The sequence below is a fragment of the Ruminiclostridium herbifermentans genome (assembly GCF_005473905.2).
Lineage (GTDB): Bacteria > Bacillota > Clostridia > Acetivibrionales > DSM-1351 > Ruminiclostridium > Ruminiclostridium herbifermentans.
The window spans coordinates 2,645,800-2,670,679 of the sequence record NZ_CP061336.1 but is presented as its reverse complement, the minus strand read 5'-3'; the positions used below and the strand labels follow the sequence as shown (position 1 = coordinate 2,670,679).

22 protein-coding genes and 1 tRNA gene are annotated in these 24,880 nt (G+C 32.1%); 19 read left to right on the top strand and 4 right to left on the bottom strand.

Features of this window, described 5'->3' with window-relative positions; genetic code table 11:
• Positions 1 to 221 precede the first annotated feature (221 nt).
• From EHE19_RS10995 to dinB, 3 genes are all read right to left on the bottom strand, one after another.
• Positions 222 to 1,034 carry an SOS response-associated peptidase gene (locus EHE19_RS10995; RefSeq protein WP_137695896.1) on the bottom strand — a complete coding sequence of 271 codons (813 nt, stop codon included), beginning with the start codon at positions 1,032 to 1,034 and terminating at the stop codon, positions 222 to 224.
• Positions 1,035 to 1,162: 128 nt separating this feature from the next.
• Positions 1,163 to 1,396 carry a hypothetical protein gene (locus EHE19_RS10990; protein WP_137695897.1) on the bottom strand — a complete coding sequence of 78 codons (234 nt, stop codon included), beginning with the start codon at positions 1,394 to 1,396 and terminating at the stop codon, positions 1,163 to 1,165.
• Between the two features lie 340 nt (positions 1,397 to 1,736).
• Positions 1,737 to 2,978, bottom strand: coding sequence for a DNA polymerase IV (gene dinB, locus EHE19_RS10985; protein WP_137695898.1), 1,242 nt, complete (start codon positions 2,976 to 2,978; stop codon positions 1,737 to 1,739).
• Positions 2,979 to 3,436: 458 nt separating this feature from the next.
• Between dinB and EHE19_RS10980 the strand changes: the two genes are divergently transcribed.
• The 19 genes from EHE19_RS10980 (at position 3,437) to EHE19_RS10890 (ending at position 24,078) form a co-directional block, all read left to right on the top strand.
• Positions 3,437 to 4,000 (top strand): DUF2971 domain-containing protein, encoded by a 564-nt coding sequence (locus EHE19_RS10980; RefSeq protein ID WP_137695899.1) that lies wholly within the window; start codon positions 3,437 to 3,439, stop codon positions 3,998 to 4,000.
• A gap of 43 nt (positions 4,001 to 4,043) precedes the next feature.
• Positions 4,044 to 5,546: an RNA-directed DNA polymerase gene (locus tag EHE19_RS10975; RefSeq protein WP_137695900.1), complete on the top strand. Its 1,503-nt coding sequence runs from the start codon at positions 4,044 to 4,046 to the stop codon at positions 5,544 to 5,546.
• A gap of 355 nt (positions 5,547 to 5,901) precedes the next feature.
• Positions 5,902 to 6,141, top strand: coding sequence for a GNAT family protein (locus EHE19_RS19585; RefSeq protein WP_205314707.1), 240 nt, complete (start codon positions 5,902 to 5,904; stop codon positions 6,139 to 6,141).
• On the top strand, positions 6,125 to 6,334 hold the full coding sequence (locus EHE19_RS19580) for a GNAT family N-acetyltransferase (protein ID WP_205314706.1): 210 nt from the start codon (positions 6,125 to 6,127) through the stop codon (positions 6,332 to 6,334). The genes EHE19_RS19585 and EHE19_RS19580 overlap by 17 nt, the downstream gene beginning before the upstream one ends.
• Before the next feature lie 85 nt (positions 6,335 to 6,419).
• Positions 6,420 to 6,713 (top strand): hypothetical protein, encoded by a 294-nt coding sequence (locus tag EHE19_RS10965; RefSeq protein ID WP_190530265.1) that lies wholly within the window; start codon positions 6,420 to 6,422, stop codon positions 6,711 to 6,713.
• Between the two features lie 54 nt (positions 6,714 to 6,767).
• On the top strand, positions 6,768 to 7,928 hold the full coding sequence (locus EHE19_RS10960; protein WP_190530263.1) for a hypothetical protein: 1,161 nt from the start codon (positions 6,768 to 6,770) through the stop codon (positions 7,926 to 7,928).
• A 301-nt stretch (positions 7,929 to 8,229) separates the two neighbouring features.
• Complete coding sequence (locus tag EHE19_RS10955) at positions 8,230 to 9,192, top strand: Gfo/Idh/MocA family protein (RefSeq protein WP_137695901.1); 963 nt, start codon at positions 8,230 to 8,232, stop codon at positions 9,190 to 9,192.
• A gap of 353 nt (positions 9,193 to 9,545) precedes the next feature.
• Entirely contained in the window at positions 9,546 to 10,811 is a 1,266-nt protein-coding gene (locus EHE19_RS10950) for an L-lactate MFS transporter (protein ID WP_137695902.1), read from the top strand.
• A gap of 628 nt (positions 10,812 to 11,439) precedes the next feature.
• Positions 11,440 to 12,279: a CvfB family protein gene (locus EHE19_RS10945; RefSeq protein ID WP_137695903.1), complete on the top strand. Its 840-nt coding sequence runs from the start codon at positions 11,440 to 11,442 to the stop codon at positions 12,277 to 12,279.
• Between the two features lie 204 nt (positions 12,280 to 12,483).
• Positions 12,484 to 12,861, top strand: a complete 378-nt coding sequence (locus EHE19_RS10940; RefSeq protein ID WP_137695904.1) for a PH domain-containing protein — start codon at positions 12,484 to 12,486, stop codon at positions 12,859 to 12,861.
• A 546-nt stretch (positions 12,862 to 13,407) separates the two neighbouring features.
• Positions 13,408 to 14,055: an FMN-dependent NADH-azoreductase gene (locus EHE19_RS10935; RefSeq protein ID WP_137696643.1), complete on the top strand. Its 648-nt coding sequence runs from the start codon at positions 13,408 to 13,410 to the stop codon at positions 14,053 to 14,055.
• Positions 14,056 to 14,645: 590 nt separating this feature from the next.
• Positions 14,646 to 15,779, top strand: a complete 1,134-nt coding sequence (locus tag EHE19_RS10930; protein ID WP_137695905.1) for a hypothetical protein — start codon at positions 14,646 to 14,648, stop codon at positions 15,777 to 15,779.
• Between the two features lie 449 nt (positions 15,780 to 16,228).
• Positions 16,229 to 18,340, top strand: coding sequence for a methyl-accepting chemotaxis protein (locus tag EHE19_RS10925; protein WP_171003472.1), 2,112 nt, complete (start codon positions 16,229 to 16,231; stop codon positions 18,338 to 18,340).
• Between the two features lie 365 nt (positions 18,341 to 18,705).
• Entirely contained in the window at positions 18,706 to 19,539 is an 834-nt protein-coding gene (locus EHE19_RS10920) for a DNA adenine methylase (protein ID WP_137695907.1), read from the top strand.
• Positions 19,540 to 19,551: 12 nt separating this feature from the next.
• Positions 19,552 to 20,355, top strand: coding sequence for a DNA-methyltransferase (locus EHE19_RS10915; RefSeq protein ID WP_137695908.1), 804 nt, complete (start codon positions 19,552 to 19,554; stop codon positions 20,353 to 20,355).
• Positions 20,345 to 21,208, top strand: a complete 864-nt coding sequence (locus tag EHE19_RS10910; protein WP_137695909.1) for a type II restriction endonuclease — start codon at positions 20,345 to 20,347, stop codon at positions 21,206 to 21,208. Before EHE19_RS10915 ends, EHE19_RS10910 begins: the two co-directional genes overlap by 11 nt.
• Before the next feature lie 162 nt (positions 21,209 to 21,370).
• Positions 21,371 to 21,547, top strand: coding sequence for a hypothetical protein (locus EHE19_RS10905; protein WP_171003473.1), 177 nt, complete (start codon positions 21,371 to 21,373; stop codon positions 21,545 to 21,547).
• 537 nt (positions 21,548 to 22,084) lie between these two features.
• Positions 22,085 to 22,167: transfer RNA gene (locus EHE19_RS10895), tRNA-Leu, on the top strand.
• Between the two features lie 1,026 nt (positions 22,168 to 23,193).
• Complete coding sequence (locus tag EHE19_RS10890; RefSeq protein WP_137695910.1) at positions 23,194 to 24,078, top strand: YesL family protein; 885 nt, start codon at positions 23,194 to 23,196, stop codon at positions 24,076 to 24,078.
• Between the two features lie 113 nt (positions 24,079 to 24,191).
• Here the strand turns inward: EHE19_RS10890 and EHE19_RS10885 are convergent, their stop codons facing one another.
• On the bottom strand, positions 24,192 to 24,662 hold the full coding sequence (locus EHE19_RS10885) for an ACT domain-containing protein (RefSeq protein ID WP_137695911.1): 471 nt from the start codon (positions 24,660 to 24,662) through the stop codon (positions 24,192 to 24,194).
• Positions 24,663 to 24,880 lie beyond the last annotated feature (218 nt).

Genomic DNA, 24,880 nt, shown 5'->3' with positions numbered 1-24,880 from the left:
AAACCTTAGCTGAAGGCATAAGAATCAAGCAAAATTACCGAACCTTAGCTGGAAGTATAAGAATCAAGCTAAACTACCTAGCTGAAGGCATAAGAATCAAGCTAAACAACCGAATCTTAGCAGAAGGCATAAGAATCAAGCTAAACTACCGAACCTAGCTGAAGATATAAATAAAAAGAAATAAGCCAATCTAACTTTCAAGTGCAGGATTGGTTTTCTGCTTATATTGCCAGCTTTTCAATACTAATAAACTTATCATATGGCTTTAGCAGGCTTAAAATATCTGTATCAAAGGTGTTTGTACTAATATATGAATTATTAGCGCTTTCAGGAGTGATACCATTAATCCAACTCATTGCTTTGGCACTGCTTAAAATAACTGGCATTCTAGTGTGAATTTGTGACATCTGACTATTAGCTTCAGTAGTAATTATGACAAAGCTGGTAAAGGGAATACCATTTTTATCGATAAAGCTATTGTACAGGCCTGCAAAATACATTAATTTATCAGGTACAGAGCGGATTAAGTACTTTTCTTTACGATTTTCAATAGTTTTCCACTCGTAAAAGCCACTGGCAGGGACAAGGCATCTGTTATTTTTGAGCAGCTTTCTAAAAGTAGGTTTTTCAGACAGAGTTTCACTCCTTGCGTTAATAATTACTCCGCTATTTTGCCTGTAATTTGGAAAGCCCCACTTGAAGAGGTCTGCGATCTTTTTACTTCCAGACACACCAGTAATAACGGGAACTATATTGGTAGGGAATATTTCACCAGTTTTCATTGGAGAGGGCACCTGATAAATATTGTTGCTGACAGGCTCCTCTGGAAAGAGCGAAAGCTGGGTATATGCTGAGTTTCCTTTAGACTGTACTTTGCTAGTATTTGTACAGCTAGGCTCCTGCATTTGTGAAAGCTGGTCATAAGCCAAATTTTCTTTAGCAGTCTCATCCTTGTATCGCTCATTTATACTATTGATAATCTCTCGTAACTCTGCATTTTCTTCTTCTGTGAAAATTGCATAGCGTCCGCACATTGGGTGTTCCTCCGCATCAAATAAAGCTAAAAAGCCAGATAGTCTTGGTAGACCTTTACTATATCAGAATATCATATCAATTTATAAAGTCAATGGAGGTCTATTGGTTATCCATAAAGCAACAGGCTCTATTTACCCTCCATAAACCAGCGACCGTCTTCGAAAAAAAGAAAAATATCTTTTCCCATAACTCTGCATTTATAACGAATACCATGACCGCCTACCTTAAGGCTTGCAGATGGCTTGTGTTCATAAACTTTGTCAATATCGTATTGTCTGCCATCATCCCAAATAAAGGACTTGGGAGTAAGCTCTCCATCTGATGAAAAAACAGCATTTACTTGAACATAAACCTTTCGCATAATTATATTCTAGCCTGAATTTGAGAATTAAATTCATCAAAATACAGACGTAGAACTTAGCCCTCCTTCTATTTGAAATATAAAATGTTATAATACAAACTTTTTTATCAAGTATGAAACCACAAAAAGTTGGCGTATCTATAACGATAGCTTCACTATTTTGTGTCGGCATAGAGATTAGCACTAAACTAAAACTATCGGGGAATATAGTATTATTTTTTCAAATATAATAAATAGATTTTAATAATGAAACTTAATCCTGCTATATACTTCAGCTTCAATATAGAATCCGAGGATAATAGGGATTAATTGCATATTTTACGAAGCAAACCCAATCTGCCTACCTAAAAAATGAAACCGGATGTATAATATTGTCTTCAACAGGATTGGCATTAAGTGCTTTATCCTTAAGAAAAAGCGCTCTTTGAATAGCATAGTGCCCAAAGCGTTTTCTTAACTCATCAATACTCTGTTCCAGCGCTTCTTGCTTACACCTTCTGTTTTGGTCTTCAAAAAGGCAAAGCTGAGTATAGGTGTCAGCCGTAACAAGGTCTGTAGTCCTTATGCCCAGTGAGCGTATGGGTTTGTGCCAACTCCAGTTTTTCTTGAATATATCAAAAGCCTTATTAGCTATTTCACCGGAAATACAGCTGGGGTTTTGAAGCTTTGCTTGCCTTTCCATACAACCCAGTTCATTGTCTCTTATATACACCTGTACGGTTTTTCCCATAAAATTGTGCTTTCGCAAACGCTCTGCAACACTTTCTGCCAAAACATAAAAAGTGAACTTCACATCATCATTGTTAACTAAATCTCTTGCTGTAGTCATGCTATTTCCAATGCCTTTAATTGTATTTTGAAAATCAACCGCTGTAACCTCTGATTCATCCATGCCATTTGAAAATGCCCAGAGGGTATCACCCCATTTGCCCAACAGACTTCTCAAAAATGTGGGGGACACGGCAGCGAGGTCACCAATTGTCATAATACCAATATTGTTCAGCTTTTTCTTAGTAGAACGCCCAACATATAAAAGCTCACCTACAGGAAGCTTCCAAACTATTTCTTTGTAATTTTCTTTTGAAATTACAGTAACAGCATCAGGCTTTTTTAAATCGCTGCCCAATTTGGCAAAAATTTTATTGAAGCTTACACCAATAGAAGCTGTAATTCCAAGTTCCTCCTTAATAGCTTCCCTGATTTCGTTTGCAATTTTCTCACCTGAGCCGTATAGCTTGGTGCTTTCAGAAACATCTATCCAACATTCGTCAATTCCAAAAGCCTCTATATTGTTGGTATACCTAGAGTAAATATCACGGGCTTCTTTGGAGAATCGCAAATACAAAGAGTAGTTGGGATTTATAACTACCAAATTGGGGCATTTCTGCTTGGCCTGCCAAATAGCTTCACCAGTGATAATATTATATTTTTTTGCAATATAATTCTTTGCAAGTACTATTCCATGCCGTAAATCCTGACTCCCGCAAACAGCTACCGGACAATCTCTAATTGACGGATTGTATAAACATTCAACTGAGGCATAAAAGTTATTGAGATCACAATGCAATATAGTCCTTTCCACAAAATCACCTCTACACAGAACGTGTGTTCGTAATATAATTATACAACTCGAACATGTGTTCTGTAAAGAGGAATAAAATGGGAGAATGTGGGGGGAGAAATGCTATTAGGAGGCACTTAGATAAAAAATGAAACATGGTGTATTAATAAGTTCTACATATTCTTGAGGATAAATAATCAAATTATGTATATTTATTGGGAATAAATGGGGGTTAAAGTGGGTTGGTGATTGTATTTAAAGTATAATATTTAAAAATTATAGAAGATAATTACAAAGTATGAGGATTATGGTAAAATATAGTAAGAATATAAGATTAGCAATTAATATGGAGTTTCAATAAATGGAGGTAAGGCATGGGAATTAATATGGTGGACTAGTGTAATAGAATTGCTGACCGTTCAGACTTAACAGGACGATTAACACATTTAACTAAACCAACAGGAATAGATATCACTGATATGACCTTTAATGAAATAAATATATTGGCAGTAGACAATTTAATTAAGATACTAAAAGAAAAAGTTATTTTAGGGAGTACAACACAAACTGGATATGTAATAGGGGATAAGAGTGCTGTATGTTTTCAAGATGTTCCTTTATATGCTCTAATACAAAATGTAGAGCATGAGCGTAAAAGAAGAGAACGTAATTCAAGAGAAAAACTACGTTACTGTGGAGTTGGACTTTCTTTTATTAAACCATATATGTATGCAACATATGGAGCAAGGCCTGTTATTTATGAACAGACTGACATAGCTAAAGCTTTACTTCAAAAAGAAGAATGGTGGAGAATAGTTAAATTGGATTTTAAAAAATTAGAAAATGAAGATTTTGATATTGTAGACTGGTCACATGAACGTGAATGGAGAGTACCTGGGGACATGAAATTTGAGTATGATAATGATTATGTTCATATAATTTTATACAACCCAAATTGTTTTGTATACTTTTTAGAAAAATGTCATTCTGAAATTGTTAAAAGAGTATCTGGGATTACAACATTAACAAGCATTTTAATGTAGTAATAAGTTACAAATTAGTTATACAAGGAGATTAAAAGTATAGATGCTTAGAGATTATAACAAAATAGAAAAAGAAATAGCAGAAACAGGTTTTTTTTCTGAATATTTGCCTCCATGTTTTAAATTAGATCAAAAAGTATTTATGAGAGTTCCTCCTGAGAACTGTGATTTAATTCAACCATATTGTTTTACGATGAGTAGATATAACAACAATGATGCTAGGCGTAATATTTTTATTCCTGAAATCGGAGCGTATACTGTCGTTCGAAATTATATCAGGCAAGAAAATATTATAAAAGAACTAATTGAGTTTACTGAAAACAACGAAGCATCGTTTTCTCCTATTTTAGGTGAAAATGATAGCATTATGAGACATGAACAAGCATATAGTGGAACAACGACTCAAATAATGGATTTTGCTCAATTGGAGGAAATTTCTTCTAATTATATTGAAAATATTGCCAAAAAAATAATTAAGGCAACAGGGGCTAAAAAAGTATTAAAGTTAGACATATCAAATTGCTTTTCTAGCTTCTATATGCATATGATACCAGCAATTTTGTTAGGTGTTGAAGAAACTGAACGCAACTATAATAAATTTATAAGGAATCCTGATGATCAGACAATTAGTAATGTTTATAGAAAATATCGTAAACTAGATGAAGTCCTTAGACGACAAAATTTAAATAGAACTAACGGATTGTTACCTGGCCCATTAATATCAAAAATTATAGCGGAAGGAATTCTAACTCGTATTGATAAGGAATTGAATTTTGAGGGTATTAAATTTTCTCGATATGTTGATGATTATGAAATTTATCTTTTTAATGATGATGAAAAATCCATAATAAGCATTTTTACAAGAGTGCTTAAAAAGTATGGATTTTCTCTTAATTATGAAAAGACGGAGATAGACGATTTTCCTTATTATGTAGTAGAGAATTTAGAAAAGATTTTTAAGGGACTCATTAAAGAATCTCTGGATAATTCAGAATTAATGAAGTTATTTAATACATATTTATTATTGGAGAAAAATGGAACTAAAGGAGCGATAAGATATTTGCTAAAAACATTAGAACAAAATCCGATACAAGCAACTAACATATCCCTATATAAAGCTTATTTATTAACAATTATTGAAAATAATGATCGCTCTTTAACAAAGGCATGTTCATTGTTTATTAAAAACAAAGAAAACCTAACATTAGATGTAAAAGATGTTGTCCTTATAAAGGATATGATAACCAAACATATTAGGTATGAGCATGATTTGGAAGTACTATGGCTGTTATATTTGTTGGTCGAAACAGGCAATAATATTGAACAATTACTAGTGGAACAAATTATAGAAAGTAGAAATGAATTAGCTAAAATTATTCTTCTACGAAAAGATTTGTTGGAAAGTGAAAATATAAGCCAAGTAAGGGATAATGCATTTTCTTGGATTCTTATTTATGAACTTTATGTTTCAGGCCATATAGATGAAATGGAGTTTATATCTAAACTAAATTTAAATAAAAATTTGGAACTGTTATCAATATCTTAAAAGAAATAATGTGCATTTTTGTTATTGAAAAGTGTCATTACTATATTTTTTCATATATTGATTGAATTTTATGAACTATAAATAATACGATAACACTAAAAATATTTACAAGTCGACCATCGTGCTCAAAATCCACCAAGTCAAAGAAAACGCCTCACATTACATTTGTGAATAAACAAGAATGCATTAGGATATGATTATCCAGAAGAAAAGAAAACAGAATGTTTAATATATAGGAAAAAATACATAGGTCTATACATACTAAATAACAGATGAAGGTTAAGAGTTAAGACTTGAATAAATAATGGACAACCCCTATTACTCTAAAACTATAGATTTAAAAGGAGGAATCCCCATGCTCAAAATCCGCCCAGCAACAGAAAAGGACTCACATTACATTTGTAAAATTAACAAGAATTCCTTTGGATATGATTATCCTGAAGAAAAGACAAAGGAAAGATTAAAATATATTATAAGCAGGCAAACAGATAAAATATGGGTTGCCTGTGAAGATGATTTGGTAGTAGGCTATATACATGGGGCTGATTATGAATGTACATATTCTGAATCCCTAAAAAATGGCAATTGCGGTTGATGAGAAATACCAAGGAAGAGGCATAGGTAAGCAGCTTTTAATGACTGTGGAGCAATGGGCAAAAGATGATAATTGTGCTGGAGTACGCCTTGTGTCAAGCTTTAGCAGAGAAAAAGCCCATCAATTTTATAGTCATTGTGGATATACACATAGAAAAGACCAAAAGAATTTTGTGAAAATCTTTGATAAATGAGAATGTTACGGGGAATTATATTACGAATTTATTATACGCATAGGTGATTAATGTGGCTCAACTTGTTAAATTCTAGGTAGTGGATTTGCCCAAAATATATTTGGTAGGTAAAGAAAAAAAGTTTACTATAGAAGTACATAATAAAGGTGATAACAGTATCTCGAACTTTTGGGATAAATGTCTTGCCGATGGAACTTTTTATGTTCTTGAAAAGCAGCAGGAATATGTTTACCAGCCTGCGTATGTAGGTACCTGCATTTACATGGATATGGGGTACGGAAATTTCTCATATGTTTGTGGAATGCTTTTTAAAGAAGGAGTAACGGTACCAGAGGGATATGCTGTTTATGAAATTGGTGATGAAAAGATTGGCATGTGATGGATAAAGGGCAAAGATGCTGCTGATGTTTGCAGCAGTGCACATGAAATAACCATGCAGGCAATAAAAAACAATGGACTTTGCCCAAATCAGATGAAATGGTCAATGCAGTTATTCACTAATCCGCGTTTCACAGTACCTGATGCAAACGGAGAGGTTATTTTATACTATTATATACCGTTAGCCCAATCATTCGATGGTCTAGGAAAGAGAGTCATCTATCCTTATTTAGCAACCTATCCTGTCTTTAAACCAGTTAATGATTGCAATGTTAGCTGCGATTCACAAAAGCAAATGTATGATTTTTTATTTGAAAGCATTGAAACCATTTATTTGGATTTATCAATTATTAATATTTCTTACGAACCAGACGATTGCTATGAGTATTGGCAAACTAATAATACTAAACCTAAATTGATTTCGAAAATGCAGAAAATCAAAAAGGAGTTCTTTGCCGTCTATGAATACTTCATTAAAATGGGTCTGGCAGGCGAAGTCATGCAAAATAGTTTATTCATTAGCAAAGGCAATTTACGAATAACACAAAAAAACAAAGATAAGCTTTTTGCATTCGGACTTGTTTGTGATGAAAAAGAAGAGGGCTATTATTTTATAAATAATAAATATAAGGAAATGTTTCCTGCATGGAAATTGCACTGTTCCATATCAAAAGATAATAAAATTAGTGAACATGATGTGATGAATTTTCTGTATGGAAGCCTTATGGATAAGAAATACACGGCAGATGAGATTTTCGGCAGGGTAGGGAATCCAGCACTAATTTCTGAACTTGAACAATACTTTCTGGAGAAAGAATACACCTGCGAAAATAGCCAGTTAACAGTTAGATATGAAAAAGAATACCCAAATAAACAAAAGGCGTATATGAATATTTCATATGACTTCCGAAAGGTAAGCCCCATGATATTTGAGTTCAAAGTTCCTCATTTTAGTAAAGTACTAAAATTTTATGACCAGATGGACGCTGAATTAAAAGCTATGGTCTTTAATAGAACTAAAATATGCGATGGATGCGGTTATTGCAATCAAACCGATAAAACTGGTAAACGCCCGCGGCTCACATTACTTCTTGAACTAAATGGCAATACAAAGCCAAAATGTCCATTGTTTCCGTATTTTGTATGGAATGGTATAAACAAAGAAATGATAACTAAAGTGAAAAAGCTATTTGAATTTGCAGAAAGCGTATTATGAATTACAAAATAATCCCTTTATGGAGGAGAGCTACAAAGCAATTGTTAAAGCATGGATGGATAATAGTATATAAAAATATAATATAATAACTATTGACCTCAAAGGATGATGATAACCTTCATAATTTTGAAATAGTATTGTCGATAAAACAATAAGACTGCTGGCGATAAATAAGTTTATAAAAAGAAAAAAGTTGAAATATAGAATAAATTTCTTATAAAGTATTGGAATATATTCATGTGATATGCTAGAATCAATATAAACATATTGGGATAGGCTAATGTTAAACGGAGGACTGATCATGAATATTCGATATGGAATTATAGGCTTAGGTGATATAGCTACAAGATTTGTAAAGGTGTTAAATAGAGTTGAAAATGTCGAATTAACTGCAGTTGCAGCTAGAGATAAAGCAAAGGCAGAGGCTTTCGCAGATAAATTCAATGCTAGAAAGTCATATGGCAATTATATTGAACTGATTAACGATAAAGAGATTGATGTTATTTATGTAGCGCTCACCCATAATTTTCACTATGAAGTTGTAAAGCATTGCTTGAATAAGGGGAAGGCAGTTTTATGTGAGAAGCCGTTAACTACTAATAAAAGGAATTCTGAAGAATTAATAGCGCTTTCTAGAAAAAAGAATGTACTTTTAATGGAAGCTATGTGGATGAAATGTGTTCCAGCCTACCTTAAAGCTAAGCAATGGGTTAAAACAGGGAAGATAGGTGATGTTAAACTCATTAGTGCTTCATTTGGATATTATGCACAATTTAATCCAAAGAGTCGGTTGTTTAATCCTGATTTGGCAGGAGGAAGTGTATATGATGTGGGAGTATATCCAATTCAATTTGCTACAGGAATATTGAATGAATGCCCCGAGATTGTCAATGGTATTGCAACAAATTGTGCAACAGGTGTTGATGAATTTGCTGCAATTAATATGAGTTTTAAAAGTGGGGTTTTAGCAACACTTAGCTGTGGATTAACTGCTTATACAAATAGAGATGCAAGAATATATGGAACGCAAGGCAATATTATAGTATATGATTTTTTTGGGTCTCCAAAATGCGAATTATATGATAGCGAGAATAATTTGAAGGAATGCTTCGGAGAAAAATTTGAAGATGGTCTTATATATGAAATTGAGCATTTTAATGAGTTATACAGCAATAAAAAAATAGAAAGTAACCTTGTTCCGCATAGAGATGTAATTATGTGTGCAGAAATAGTAGATAAGCTTTTGAAAAAATGGGGAAGGTAATTAATTTTGGTGTTCTAACTTATCAATTCTTCTAACTTAATTTTTAATTGATAAGTTGAGCACCTTTAATTTTATACTGAGAAGAGTTGGTTAGATATTAATAAATGAGATTTTCTTAGATTCACTTTATTTCAACAGCTCCAATAAATGATTATCCAAAATAGATTATCCAAAATGCTAGAGAAGCTAATTATTCCACACTTAATGTATTAGAATATTAGCATTTATAAATTTAGGATAAAAAACATTCATATATTTGTCACTAAAAGGATATAAATCGTGTGGCTAAAATCTTAACCATAAAGTAACATATTGTTACAGGAAAATACAATATATGATTAGGAGCGGATTAAATGAATCAAGGAAATGTACAAAATAACAGATATCGATGGATACCGGTTATAGCAAGTATTGCAATTCAAATGTGTTTAGGTACGGCTTATATTTGGAGCGTATTTCAATCGTACTTAATCAAAGGAAGCACTACACCAAATGCATTGTTTGAGTGGCCAGCAACCCATGGAACCTTGGCATACTCTTTATTACTTGGAGTGTTAACTCTTGGTAGCATTGTTGGTGGAAAAATTCACAATAAGCTAAAAAATCCAAGACCAGCTATTATTTCAGGAGGCATTATACTTGGAGTAGGATTTTTTCTTGCTCAGTTTACAACAGAGTCTACACCATGGTTGCTCTGGCTTACTTATGGAGTTCTAGGCGGCTTTGGAATGGGAATGGCTTATACGACAACTATTTCAACCTGTCAAAAGTGGTTTCCAGATCGCAGAGGTATGGTAACAGGAATAATTGTTTCAGCACTTGGATTTGGAGGATTGGTATTTACACCTATTGCAGAAGCGCTTATAGGTCAAATAGGTGTTTTAAAGACCTTTGCAGTTTTGGGATTCATATTTATAGTTGTTACCGTTTTAGGAGCTATTTTTATTAAAAATCCTCCTGAAGATTTCAAGCCTGCGGGATGGACACCATCAGAAAAAAAGACTGCTGCTATAGTGCAGGATTTTACACCTGGTGAAGTATTAAAAATGCCACAGTTTTATATGATAACACTAGCTATGATGTGTGCTACTGCAGCAGGTTCAATGATGATTCCAATGGCAAAGATACTAGGCTTACAGCCTGATAGTGGTTTGTCAAGCAGTACAGCAGTTGCGGGAGTTATGATTATATCAATTTGTAATTCCTTTGGACGATTATTCTGGGGCTGGACATCAGATAAGCTTGGAAGAAAGCAAACAATATTAATTCTCTTATTCTTAGCAGGTGCTTCAATCATTGGAGTATCATTTGCAAAAGCATATATAATGCTTGCGTTTATAGCAGTTATAGGTTTTTCTTACGGAGGATTTCTTGGAGTATTCCCAGCATTAACAGCTGATTTCTGGGGTACAAAGCATGGTTCTCAAATTTATGGTATGGTTTTATTAGGCTTTGGAGTAGGAGCAGTTGCTTCGTCATATATTGTAGCGTACTTTAGTAAAACAAAAGCCTTTTCAACAGCCTTTATCATAGCTGCAATTGCAGCATTGGTGGGAATTGTAATAATATCCTTTATAAAAGCACCACGTGACAAAGCAAAACAAGCAGTAAATAACTAATGGAGAATTTGTGACAAAGCAAAACAAGCAGAGAAGAACTAGTGGATAATTAATATAAATATATTTATTTAAAAGAGACAGAATTGATGGGATTTATCCTATTGATTCTGTCTATTTTAGTGCACATAGAATGGGCACAATCTAACGGATGAAAGTCCTTAGCCTGCCCTAGTATTGGTAAAGACACAGCCAATGACAAGGGTATTGGTGACATCCTTATTTTATAAAAATCTTTTCTTATAAACATAATAACGGTATACTATAAGAATATGGCATAGAAATAATATTCCTAAAATTATATAATATTGAATTTATTGTTGAAGAATAGTTAATGTATACCAACGAATCAATGAAGCATGGGTGCTGAATGTTGAATTGTGGTATAATTAACTATAATGAGCAGATACAAATTCAACAAATATCTTGTGAGTAAACCATTTAGATAAATTCGTACGGGAGTAATAGTAAGCAATTACTATAGCTTTGCCATGTAAGGTTCATGAAATAATTAGCACAATACTATAAATTATTTAGTAAAATACTTGTGTGCAAAAAGACTATTCATTTTGAAAGTTTAGTAAACTGAAAACAATAACATTCATTAAGATAAAAGGAAAAGGGATAATATATGGTAGAATTAGGGAAAACACAATGTTTAGAAGTACTTAGAAAAACTCAGATTGGTGTATATCTTAACAAAAAAAATTGTTCCGATAGAGAAGATATTTTACTGCCCAAAAGTCAAGTACCTGAAGGTACAGAAGTGGGAGATGAATTAGAAGTATTTGTTTATAAAGATTCGGAAGATAGGCTAATAGCCACTGTTAGAAAGCCAAAGCTTGAACTTGGAGAATTAGCAGTATTAAAGGTTGTTGAAAATACAAATATAGGTTCATTTTTAGATTGGGGCTTGGAAAAAGATTTGTTTTTGCCTTTCAAAGAGCAAACAACGGAGGTTATAGAAGGTAACGATTATTTGGTAGGTTTGTATATAGATAAAAGCGACCGATTATCTGCAACAATGAAGGTATATGACTTTCTGGAATTTCGGTCACCATACAAAGAAAAAGATAGAGTACGTGGTATGATATATGAAATTAGCAAGGAACTTGGAGCTTTTGTGGCTGTAGATAACAAGTATCAGGGCTTAATTCCCAATAAAGAACTATATGGCAGCTATGCTGTAGGTGAAAATGTTGAAGTAAGAGTTAAAAGGGTCAGACAAGATGGAAAGCTTGAATTAAGCTTGAGAAATGAAGCCTACAACGAAATTGAAGGTGATGCTAGAAAAATAATGGACAGATTGGAGTCATATGGAGGCAAACTTCTGCTAAATGACAAAAGTTCTCCAGAAAGTATTAAAGCTGAATTTAAAATAAGCAAGGCTGCTTTTAAAAGAGCAGTGGGCAGGCTTTTAAAGGAAGGTGCCATAGAAATTACAGATGAAGGCATTCAGAGAAGGTGGTAACAAGAGTTTGCTTATGAAAGTATAAGTTATACTCTCAGCTTTCAAATATAGTGCTAAATATAGTTTTATTTGTTGCTTAAACTTATTGTAATTCAACTAATCATAGATAATTCTACTGCATTAATAGATTTTTTGTGAGAGTATTAAATAAATAAAAAGTAATAGGAAAAAAATATGCTTAACTAAGCAAAAGGAGGTAGCGTCATGGGATTAATGGATGGATTACTTGGTAATGCATCAGAGGTAAGAATTGATGAAATTCAAAAAGAACTGGGGAATCTTCTTGCAGCAGGAGAAAAAATTGAAAAAGCATATAAGCTGATTCGAGATTACTTTGTTTTTACAGATAAAAGACTGCTGATGGTGGATAAGCAGGGAGTGACTGGCAAAAAAGTTGAGTATCATTCAATTCCGTATAAAAGTATTATTCATTTTAGTATAGAAACAGCAGGGCACCTTGACTTAGATGCTGAACTAAAAATTTGGCTTTCTGGTTCTCAGATGCCGATTCAAAAGACATTTAATAAAAGTCTAAATATTTATGAAGTGCAAAGTGTACTTGCTGGATATGTGTTAAAATAAGTAGCTTATGCAGATTGGATAAAGCAATCTGCTTTGTTTTTTATATAGAGAAGTAATTTTATGCTGAAATAATAGTATTCTTATATACTTTTGTTTTAAAAAATTGATTATTTATGTACAAATATATTATTTAGTACTATATTGAAGTTATATACAAAAATGTATATAGTTGTAATTGATTATATCCATTATTACAAGTATTTACTTAGCTTTAAGCAATTTTAAACTGCGAAGTTCGAGTTTTAAATAATGGATATAATTATGGATGTAAGTATATACATAAAATGCACCTCAGACATTAATTATTGTGTTTGCAGGTGCATTGTTTTTAATAGTATTTATCTTGTGTAATGTCAAATATACTGTTATAAATCTGTATTGACCAAGTTTTTCCTGGCCTCAAGTAATAAATGAAATTTGAGAGCAGTATATAAATAATATTTTAGTAAAAAATAGAATAGATAAAATTACTAAAATAGGAGGTGTCTAGTCCATATCAATCATTTATATACTTATTTGAATTGAGATTGAGATATGGATATTGAGATGAAAAAGCTGCTTTATATTACTGTTAACTCAAAGCCTGAAGACATATCATCTAGTAAGACAGTTGCAAGAAGGTTGGTAAATAAAATTTTGGAGGTACATCCTAGTATTGTTTTAGAAGAATTAGATTTATATAAAGAACATGTACCACAGCTTAAGTCTTGCTACTTTAGTAGCAGAAGCTGCATAGTTGACCAAGAAGTGTGTTCTAAATTGACAAATGAAGAACAGGAAGAGATAGGTCAAATAATAAAGCTATGTGATCAATTTAAAGCGGCTGATTTATATGTGTTAGCTGCACCTATGTGGAGTCTTTCCTTTCCTGCTCCTTTACTGGAATATATTCATTGTATTGTTTTGGCTGATAAAACAATTGAATTTATTGAAAATAAACCACATGGCCTTTTAGACGATAAAAAACGTACATTTATATACGTCCAATCTTCTGGAGCCAATATTCCGTGGGTTATCAGACCGATATTGAATAAGGGCTTAAATTATGTACAAGAAATCATGAAATTTTTGGGTATAAGTAAATTTGAAGAACTTTTGGTGGATGGAACAGGAACTACTGAAATTGAGCGTCAGGAAGCAATTGAAAAGGCTACAGCTAAAATTGATGCTCTAGTTGAGCAGATTGAATTGTAAGAGTAAATAAATATTAAAAAAAGGGTTGAAGCTTTAACAAAAAGCATCAATCCTTTTTTGATTGTATAGGGAACTTTCCAAGAATGCTAATTTTCCAGCATATTTTGCATTAACAGTTTATTATATTGATTGTACATAATAAAGGCAAACATCCAATTGTTTAGTCTGATAGAGGATGTCATTTTCGGTGGTGTGGTTGGATAGTGAGAATAGAGAAATATAGCATTATAAGGTCAATGCCAAAAGAGAGGGTTTTCTGTAATCACAATAAAAATGGCAATATTGTACTTATATATAATAAAGTGCTAAAATATTCATTAGAAGAACATTCTAATTAATTTATTTGATGAACAATTAGAATTTATAAATGTAATTGATTATATAAAAATTATTTCTACACTTATTTATTCTTTTATTCATTATATTTATTCGGGAAGCTTAGTTACAATGGTATCCATTTTGGACTTTGTCGATGACAATGTGTGCATGAATTTAATTAATATTTTATGATGGTTGTTTTACTACAAGAAATGTGAGAATAGCTAAATAAGAATTTTGCTGTTTGTAACCCACGTAGGAGGATGAGAAAATTGAAAAAGCTTGTGTTTTTAACAGTATGTATAATGCTATTGGTGATTGCTGTTTCTGGGTGCAGTTCATCTGCTTCTCAAGAAAATAGCAGAAGCTTTACATTGCACGAAACGCCACAAACCTATGCATTAGTTGATGATGATTTCACAAAGATGCCTACTGTTACACTATATGAAAATGGCAACGCAAGGTTGTCACAGCCACTAATTAGCAGTGTTGGTATGTTGGGAATAGGTCACTATCAGGTAAGAGACGATGAATTAGTTGTCACTTGTGACCCAAATACCAGTGTCACTTTTTCTATTTCTGATAATGGTGACACACTCACGATGAAGATGTCCTCTGGTATAGCTTTCACAAAAATTGGTGCAGTGTATAAATACCGTTCAAAAGCTGAGTATTTAAGCGAGTATAGTAAGAAAGCTGGTGATGCATTAACCCTTGATATAGTAAGGGATTTGGCTCAAAAAGGAAATACCCTTACCCAAGCTGATTTTGAAAAGTATGCTTGTGTAATCGTTGACCCATATTATAGAATCTATGATGTTGAAGGCAAATATACCTTGACTATTATTGATGGTGAGGATGGAAACGCAAGCTTTACAATTGAAAGAAATGCAAGTGGGGAAAGCTTTCCGCTAGACCGCAATGGTTCAACAGGATTGGTATTTGATGATTTTCTGGGGATTAAAAAAATTCCCGATTACAAAACACAAAAATGGTTTGACTATTTAAATGATGAAAAAAAGCCGTGGGGCGAAAATATAGAATTGTCATTGCCAGAATTTCCGGGTGTTAAATTTACTTGTACATCTGAAAAAATTTCAGACGGTAAAAAAGATTTGATTTTCGGTATGCCCGTTTGGAATGCCTATTTGGCGGATTTGACCAATGACGGTAAGCCAGAAATATGCACTACTGTAAGTATTGGGTCAGGGATTATAGATAATCGAGTAGTTGTTTATGATTATGTAAATGATAAGGAATATCAATTAGCTGATCGTATGCATTATGACTACTATTTATCCATGGAAGATGGAAAACTCATGGTCACACAAACGGAATATAATAAGAATAAACCCCTTGTCACTACCCAGCTTCAACTGGTAAACAGTGAAATTTTAAAGCCTTGAACTCCTCTGCCAGAAGAGATTGAAAAGGGCAGAGTAGTTGACTAATTTGATGTGGTTAAAGCACTTGTAAGACCTTGACAACCATGATATAACAAATTTGATATAGTTTGAAGGAGGCTATATGAATTGAATCGCAAAAGAGTTGGAGACAATAATTGAAACATTTAAGAATGAATATTCTGGGTTGGACGAACAAATTACATCGCATATAATTTCTTAGGATAAATGGACATTAAAAGAAATCAAAGAAAAAACTCTCCCTATTTCGGAGAGTTTTTTTGATATAAAAAATGGATACTTTTCTAATGTCTTTGGGATATGATTTGCAATTTATGTTGTAAATTCTTACTACAATATCCAAGTATAGTATTGTAAAACGAGTCAAATAATGTTAGAATAATACTGAAATAGAAGAATAATGTAAAAAATATGTGATGGGGAGAATTTATATGAAATTTAAAAAGCTTGGCGTAAGATTAAACTTACTGATTGTTAGTGTAATGTTTTTTCCATTAATTATTATGTTTATATTAGTTTCTGTAGGAGTATATAGTTCGCAGGTAAGTAATGCAAAGCTGTTAGCTGCTAACGAAGGTAAAGTTATTGCTGCCGAAATAAATGAACTTTATATAAAATGTCTTCAGTCAGCAAAAGATTTAGAAACTAGAATAAACGGCATAGTAAGCAGTTCTTCAAAAAACCGTGAGGATATAATTAAAATACTTGAAGAAACCATGAAGGCAAATGACTCCATATTTGGTGTGCGTGTTTGCTTTGAGCCAAATTCATTTGACGGACGAGATATGGAGTTTGTAAATAAAAAATACCATGATGAGACGGGACGTTTGAATCCATACATATCAAGAGGAGAGAATGGTTTTGATATTTCAGTCTTAGTTGATTATGATAAGGAAGAATGGTATTCTGATACGAAGAAAACGAGAAAGCAAACATTTATGGAGCCACTGACTTATGAAGTCAATGGTAAAAAATACACACTTATAACTCAAGCACTTCCGATAATTGATTCCTCAGGTAATTTTATTGGAATAGTTGCAGTTGACATAGACATTGCTATACTACAAAAGTTGATTGAGAGTATTGACTTTGGAAGTGGTTATTCGACTATTTTTTCTCCAAAGGGAGTATTTCTTGCTCATAGTACAAAAGCTGATTTAGTCATGACAAATGTGGTTGATCTTGACGCAGCAAACAATTATTTAATTGATAGAATCGCAAAAGGAGAAGAATTTGATATAGTAGATAATTCTGCTGTAACAGGTGAAAAAACACTTAAGATTTTCGTACCTATAAGCTTTGAGGGTACAAATACCAATTGGTCTATATGTATAATAACTTATCATAAGTATTTTTTAGCAACCTTTTATACTTTGTTAAAGATGTTTGCATTTGTAGCTGTTTTTATACTTGTATTAACACTTGTGGTTCTTTCTATTGTCATTAAGAAAACTGTTACAAAACCTATATTTAGCATAGTAGAAGTTCTCAAAAGACAAGCAGCACTTGATTTCTCTTTTTATGAAAAATCAGAAGCAGTTAAGTATTGCTCTAGGCATGATGAAATAGGAATTATTGTAAACGCTCTAAAAACAATGGAAGATAGTGTAAAAGATTTTGTTGCTAATACATCGAAATGGGCACAGCAAATTGCAGCATCGATGGAGGAACTGACTGTAACAGCTCAACAGGCGGCTTTATCATCTGATGAGGTTGCTAGAACTATACAGGAAATTGCACGAGGAGCAAGTGAACAAGCTAAAGATACAGAGGTAGCATCTATTAATATTGAAGAACTAGGTAGTATTTTAGAGCAAGATGTTGATTTAATAAAAGAACTTAATGATGCTGCTTTAACTATTGATGAAAGAAAAGAAAAGGGCTTGTCAATACTAAAAGAGCTGGTTGAAAAAAATAATATGAATAATAATGCAGCAAAAATAGTTTTTAAAATAATTATAAGTAACAATGAAAGTGCGGATAAAATTGAAAATGCCAGCCAAATGATAAAAAGTATTGCAGAACAAACAAATATGCTAGCACTAAATGCAGCAATAGAATCAGCAAGGGCAGGTGAAGCAGGAAAAGGCTTTGCCGTTGTAGCAGATGAGATAAGAAAGCTAGCTGAGCAATCCAATTTATTCACAAGTGAAATAGAACTTATAATCAATGAACTAAAATTAAAATCTCAAGATGCGGTTGATACAATGAAGAATTTGAAAGGTCTCGGAGATTCTCAGGCAGAATGTGTTAAAAATACTGAAGCTGAGTTTGCATTGATTGCAAATTCAATAGATTCTGTAAAAAATATTGTTGAAAAATTAAACAGTTTTGCAGAACTCATGACAGATAATAAGAATAAGATAATTGAACTTACACAGAATTTGTCAGCTATATCTGAAGAGAATGCTGCTGGAACTCAAGAGGCATCTGCATCAATGGAAGAACAAGCGGCTACCATAGGAGAAATTTCAAATTCTGGACAAGAATTAGCAATTGTTGCAAAAGAATTGCATAAACAGATTATGAAATTTAGAGTGTAGATAAAGAAGATGTACGCTATCTTTAAAAATCCGCATAGAAAATAAAAAAATCATATAAGATTGAACAGCTAAAAACTACTGGACAAAAGCCAGTAGTTTTTTGGTGCGATAGTATTATTAAACTTGTACTCATCATTTGATGTATGCCATAAATTCTCAGCAGCATTCAATACTTGTATAAATGTATTACCAAGGCTAGGTGAAATAGTACCTTCAGCTTCAATTTAATCTAAAAAAATCTTAAGGAATTTATATTGAAAAAATAATGAGAAATAATGGAATCCAATCATTTCGATGTTTCATTGATTAAAACTGCTCTTTCTCGTATAATTAAATGTAAGTTTACTATTGAAAGAGGAAAAGGTATGTCAAACAAATATGTGACACCATTTGTTAAATGGGCAGGTGGCAAGAGACAATTACTAGATAGAATATCAGAAAGAATACCTCAGAACTATAATAAATATTTTGAACCTTTTATTGGAGGTGGAGCAGTATTGTTTGAATTACAGCCGGAACAAGCTGTAATTAATGATATTAATGCCTCACTTATTAATACGTATAGAATTATTCAAAAGAATCCACAAGAATTTATAGAATATATCCACAAATTGGATTCTGGGATGCTCGAAAACGGAAAAGAATACTATTACTATTTGAGAGAGCATTATAATGATAAATTAATGAAAGAAGAGTTTGACATAGAACTTGCAGCATTGTTTGTGTTTATAAATAAGCATTGTTATAACGGTTTGTATCGAGTTAATGGAAAAGGTTTATTTAATGTACCTTATAACAATAGCAAGAAAGAGTCCATTGACGCAGAATCTATTCTTCATGTTTCTGAATATTTAAAAAAGGTTGATATATTACAAGGTGATTTTGAAGAAGCCTGTTGTGATGCTAAAAAGGGTGATTTTATATTCTTTGACAGTCCGTATGCTCCTTTAAATCCTTCGTCATTTGAATCCTATACAAAAGAAGGTTTTGATGTGGAAAGTCATGAAAGGCTTTCAAGACTTTTTGATGAACTCACAAAACGAGGGTGTTATTGTATGCTGACAAATCATAACACTGAATTTATCAATAAATTATATGGCAATAAGGGATATAGGATTGATGTTGTTAGTGTCAAGAGAATGATTAATTCTGATGCATCTAAAAGAACTGGGGAAGAAGTTATTATATATAATTACTAGGGAGGTGTGTTTTTGGAAAGTTTATTTGATAAAAATCAGCAATATTTCTATGAAAACACAGCTGCTCAAATTATTTTAGGAGATTCTCTTAAGATATTACCAAAACTAAAGCAAGAAAGCATTGATATGATATTTGCAGACCCACCGTATTTTTTAAGTAATGATGGAATAACTTGTAAGGGTGGCAAAATGGTATCTGTGAATAAAGGTGAATGGGATAAGATAGGAACGTCCTCAACGCAAATATCAGAAAAACACAAATTCAATAGAAAATGGATAAAATTGTGTAAACGGGTATTAAAACCTAACGGAAGCATTTGGATTTCAGGAACATTGCATAATATTTATTCTATTGGAATGGCACTTGAACAAGAAGGATTTAAGATAATAAATAATATTACCTGGCAAAAAACAAATCCGCCACCCAATCTTGCATGTAAATGTTTTACGCATTCAACAGAAACTATTCTATGGGCGCAGAAGGCAGATAAAAAATCTCGTCATTATTTTAATTATGAATTAATGAAAGAACAAAATGGTGGAAAGCAAATGAAAGATGTGTGGGTAGGAAGTTTAACAAAACCATCAGAAAAGAAAGCAGGCAAGCATCCTACACAGAAACCGGAATATTTGTTAGAAAGAATTATTTTAGCATCTACTCAATCAGGAGATGTTGTTTTAGATCCATTTTGCGGTTCTGGGACAACAGGAGTTGTAGCTAACAGATTTGGGCGTTATTTTATTGGAATAGATACAGAAGAAGAGTATTTGAATATTACTAAGACGCGATTGGAGATGGAAATGGATGGCAAGTAGAAATTTTGAAGATTGGCTTGGGAAATTCAGAGCAAGTATTTCAAGCTATGATTATTATATAGATTTTAAGAAAGTGGTAAGCAATGTAGAAGAAATCAAGGTAGAACTAAATATCCTTAATTCGTTGATTGGTTCAAAGAATATAGAGGCAGAATTTGAAGCTATTGTAAAAAGATATCCAGAGACTCTTGCTTGCATTCCATTGTTACTGGCAGTAAGAGGTAACGAAATATATGCTCAAGATGAAAATGGTGCATTTCTGTATAACTTCAAGAAAATGAACTATAGTATTGAGCAATATAAGGTATTCATGAGAAAAACAGGTTTGTTTGATATGCTTGCAAATCATTTGGTAAATAATCTTGTGGACTATGTACTGGGTATTGAAACAGGACTTGATTCTAATGGAAGAAAAAATAGAGGTGGACACCAGATGGAGGACTTAGTAGAGAAATATATAAAAACTGCGGGTTTTATTAAGGATGTAAATTATTTTAAAGAGATGTATCTGGTGGATATCGAAAAGAAATGGGGCATAAATCTCTCGGCTATTTCGAATAAAGGAAAAGCTGCAAAAAGATTTGATTATGTTGTAAAAACAGATAATATGATTTATGCAATTGAAACTAATTTTTATGGTGGTGGCGGCTCAAAACTGAATGAGACTGCTCGAAGTTATAAAATGCTTTCGCAAGAAGCTGATACAGTGCCGGGATTTACTTTTGTATGGTTTACTGATGGTATTGGATGGAAAAGTGCAAGAGGCAATCTTAGAGAAACTTTTGAAGTAATGGAACATATCTATAGCATTGATGATATGGAAAATGGAATAATGAAAGAAATATTTAAGTAAGATGATTATGTTTTAAGCAGTGGGAAATAATAGCCGGCTTTTACAAATAATAAATTTGATGATCCAGCTATATCAGCAAAACATGATTTTGATATTATTAATAAATCTTCTCATTTTATTTTATTGTATCCTGAAAAAATTGCTAGTGGTGTATTAATTGAATTGGGTTATGCTATAGCTCTATGTAAGAAAATACTAATCATTACTCCTGAAAGAGAAACACTACCATATATGGCAAGAAAATTAGACTGTATTTATGATTTTATTGAGATATTGAATGCTAACGAGATTGATATAAATATAAAGTCAAAAATAAAAGCATTTGTATCAAATGAATAACTCATATAAGCTTTACAATGGAAGATATAAATGTATCTATTGTAAAAGGAAAAATCCTGCCACTATAGAATACACCTTTAATTGCAGTATTATCATTATAGAATTCTATATGCTCAGGAAATAAGAAAGATGTTGAAAAGTTAGGAATTATAATTTTACTTGTTTTTTCTATGACATCTATATGATATTTTGTAAGTATCATTATTTATATTAGGATTTTTATTGTATAAGTTAGAGGAATATGGAAATAAGAGTACAATTATAATATTAAATTACTTTTGTTTAGAGTACTAATTATAGATTAGTTGTAGTTGTAAGATACAATAATCAGTTATAAGTGAGTATGTAGTAATATACAAAAATGAATATAGTATCAATAAAGATAGGGAAGATAAGACATTTTAATTTTTATATTTTATATATTGTTATTTTTATGTATATTTTTTTGATTTTTTTTAATTTTATTATTGACAACATAGAGTGAATGCGAGTATAATCATACTTGCTGATGGCAAACACATTGTTTATATGATAAATGCGATCGTGGCGGAACTGGCAGACGCGCACGTTTGAGGGGCGTGTGGGAGACCGTATGGGTTCAAGTCCCATCGATCGCACCATTAAAAAAGCAAGCGGTATTAGATATCGGTTGCTTTTTTGTATCGTTTTTGTTTGGGGCTTGAACTTGGACAACGTCACATCGAGCGCACCAATTTAAAAGCAATCGATATGTGTATCGGTTGTTTTTTTGTGTATTTTGAGTTGGGGCTTGAAATAGCAACTTGGAACATTCTAGGATGTTCTAAAAATAGACGGAAAACTCTTCATCAACTTCTATTGCTATTAATTAAATGTTGTGACAAATAACAAAGTATACCCTGTCACAAAATCAGAGTGTAAAAGTTAGAATAATTTAATACAAAGTTAACAATTTTACATTAAAAAAGAATTATAATAAATATAGTTATCTATCATAAAGTCAATTATGGTTAATAATTTTGCCTTTAAAATGAACAATGTGATATTATACTTTGATTGTTTCAACGGTTTGGTTTTTAGATTTTAAGGTATGTAATTCAGAAAGATTTAGCTTAAACCAATCTGTCCAACACAATAGCATATTTAGCTACAAATCCAAATTATTGTCCGATAGCATAGGATATTTAGCTATAAACCCAAGCAATCGTCCAATAGAATAGGATATTCAGTTACAAATCCAAATTATTGTCCAATAGCATAGGATATTTAGCTATAAACCCAAGCAATCGTCCAATAGAATAGGATATTCAGTTACAAATCCGAACTATTGTCCAATAGCATAGGATATTTAGCTATAAACCCAAGCAATCGTCCAATAGCATAGGATATTTAGCTATAAACCCAAGCAATCGTCCAATAGAATAGGATATTCAGTTACAAATCCAAATTATTGTCCAATAGCATCGGATATTTAAACACAAACCCAAGCTATCGTCCGATAGCATAGGACATATAGCTACAAACCCAAACTATTGCCTGATAGAATCGGAAGCTCGCCGACAGGATTGACATAATAAATTTTATTAAATTCTTTAGAATACATATTGTAGTCTTAGGGCAGTATTGATACAATATACTAATGACAATGAGAAAAAGGAGAGTTGAGTGTGGGGTTATTTAGTTTTAATTATAATAAGCCAGGTCCAGGGGTTGAAAAGGATGCACCTCCAAAGCCAAGGTTTTTTGTTTTTTTTGAAGTAGTTAAAAGAAAATTTTGGAATTTGATTAAGATTAACATGATGTTTGTGCTGTTCAATATTCTTGCATTGTTGGTAGCAAATTATATATCATCAGTACTATTCCAAAGAATAAGGATTGATGGTGGTATGGGTGATTTAGTTATTAGAGTATTTTTTGCCGCCATTATTACACTAATTCCTGTAGTTACTATTGGACCTGTACAAGCTGGTTTTACTTATATTTTGAGAAATTATTCACGAGAAGAGCATTCCTTTATATGGGGAGATTTTAAAGAGCACTTTGTAAAGAACTTTAAGCAGGGAATGATAATTACAATTATAGACATATTTGCTATGATACTATTTAGCATTGCCATTAATGTATATTTTAGTATGAATGGTTTATTGCCTATATTTGGTGCAACATTTATGCTAATATCAATAGTAATTTTCTTCATGATGCATTTATATATGTACCCAATGCTTGTTACTGTTAATTTAAGCGTTAAGAATATATATAAGAATGCATTAATATTCAGCATAATGAAGTTTATACCAAACCTTTTAATGATTATACTCAATTTATTCATTGCGTATTTAGCTTTTTATATTCCTATTCTTGGAGTTGTAATTTACGTATTTTTATTGCCTGCTTTTGTAGGTTTGATGAACAACTTCTACGTAGACCCACTGATAAAGAAGTATGTTGTTATACCTGACGTGAATGATAAAATTGACCAAGATAGTTTGCTTAATGATGGTAGTACTGGTGAAAGCTATTACAAGCCTGCTTTAGAGGATGAGGATAAATAAAGATAGATTGTCTTAAATGAATTTTACAATTTATAACTAAAGTCAATACAGTTTAGGCCTTCATGACGATATTTATATAGTCGCGAAGGCCTAACATTATTTTTCAAAGTACATTAAAGCTTAAATTCTTTCTTAATTGCAGAAATAGCTTTGTCTATATCTTTTTCATAAATAAGATAAGATATTTCAACTTCAGAGGTGCATATAAGCTTAACCTCAATATCATTAACAGCTAGCAGCGTAAATAACTGTGCAGCCACTCCAGGAATGTTTTTCATGGCTTCACCATAAACGGTTATCTTTGTGTTATCTGAATCAATTTCAATTCTTAGGTTTGGAATTTCTTTTTTGAAGGAGTTCAACGAACTTATTACCTTGGTGATATCCTCAACTGGAAGAGAAAAGGATATATTGATTTTTCCTTTATAGGGGGCAGCCTGGCTAATCATATCAATATTGATTTTTTCATCTGCAATTTTTCGAAATATATTAGAAATGATGGTCATATCGTTTGGAAGATTGTCTACAGTAACCAGTGCTACATTGTATGTTGTGCTAATACTTGTAATAGGATTATTCGTCATAAGAAATTCCTCCTTAATATTTTTATTAATTGTATTTATTTAAACATTGTTCTAAAACATTGTTTTTAGAATTTAACTTAATGGAATATTCTTTTATAATGCTGCTTAACAAGTTATCCTACTGGTAGTTTTCTAAGTCTTCCTATATATGCTTTTAAGAATATATGTTTTTAAGATTATTATTATGATTATAAAACAGCCCATAAACAAAATACCCA

Coding starts and splice junctions, on each gene's coding strand:
- EHE19_RS10910 (WP_137695909.1), top strand. CDS start 20,345: ATGGCAAGTAGAAATTTTGAAGATTGGCTTGGGAAATTCAGAGCAAGT.
- EHE19_RS10935 (WP_137696643.1), top strand. CDS start 13,408: ATGAAAAAGCTGCTTTATATTACTGTTAACTCAAAGCCTGAAGACATA.
- EHE19_RS10950 (WP_137695902.1), top strand. CDS start 9,546: ATGAATCAAGGAAATGTACAAAATAACAGATATCGATGGATACCGGTT.
- EHE19_RS10960 (WP_190530263.1), top strand. CDS start 6,768: ATGCAGGCAATAAAAAACAATGGACTTTGCCCAAATCAGATGAAATGG.
- EHE19_RS10885 (WP_137695911.1), bottom strand. CDS start 24,662: ATGACGAATAATCCTATTACAAGTATTAGCACAACATACAATGTAGCA.
- EHE19_RS19580 (WP_205314706.1), top strand. CDS start 6,125: ATGGCAATTGCGGTTGATGAGAAATACCAAGGAAGAGGCATAGGTAAG.
- EHE19_RS10940 (WP_137695904.1), top strand. CDS start 12,484: ATGGGATTAATGGATGGATTACTTGGTAATGCATCAGAGGTAAGAATT.
- EHE19_RS10920 (WP_137695907.1), top strand. CDS start 18,706: ATGTCAAACAAATATGTGACACCATTTGTTAAATGGGCAGGTGGCAAG.
- EHE19_RS10995 (WP_137695896.1), bottom strand. CDS start 1,034: ATGTGCGGACGCTATGCAATTTTCACAGAAGAAGAAAATGCAGAGTTA.
- EHE19_RS10925 (WP_171003472.1), top strand. CDS start 16,229: ATGAAATTTAAAAAGCTTGGCGTAAGATTAAACTTACTGATTGTTAGT.
- EHE19_RS10955 (WP_137695901.1), top strand. CDS start 8,230: ATGAATATTCGATATGGAATTATAGGCTTAGGTGATATAGCTACAAGA.
- EHE19_RS10945 (WP_137695903.1), top strand. CDS start 11,440: ATGGTAGAATTAGGGAAAACACAATGTTTAGAAGTACTTAGAAAAACT.
- EHE19_RS10980 (WP_137695899.1), top strand. CDS start 3,437: ATGACCTTTAATGAAATAAATATATTGGCAGTAGACAATTTAATTAAG.
- EHE19_RS19585 (WP_205314707.1), top strand. CDS start 5,902: ATGCTCAAAATCCGCCCAGCAACAGAAAAGGACTCACATTACATTTGT.
- EHE19_RS10990 (WP_137695897.1), bottom strand. CDS start 1,396: ATGCGAAAGGTTTATGTTCAAGTAAATGCTGTTTTTTCATCAGATGGA.
- EHE19_RS10975 (WP_137695900.1), top strand. CDS start 4,044: ATGCTTAGAGATTATAACAAAATAGAAAAAGAAATAGCAGAAACAGGT.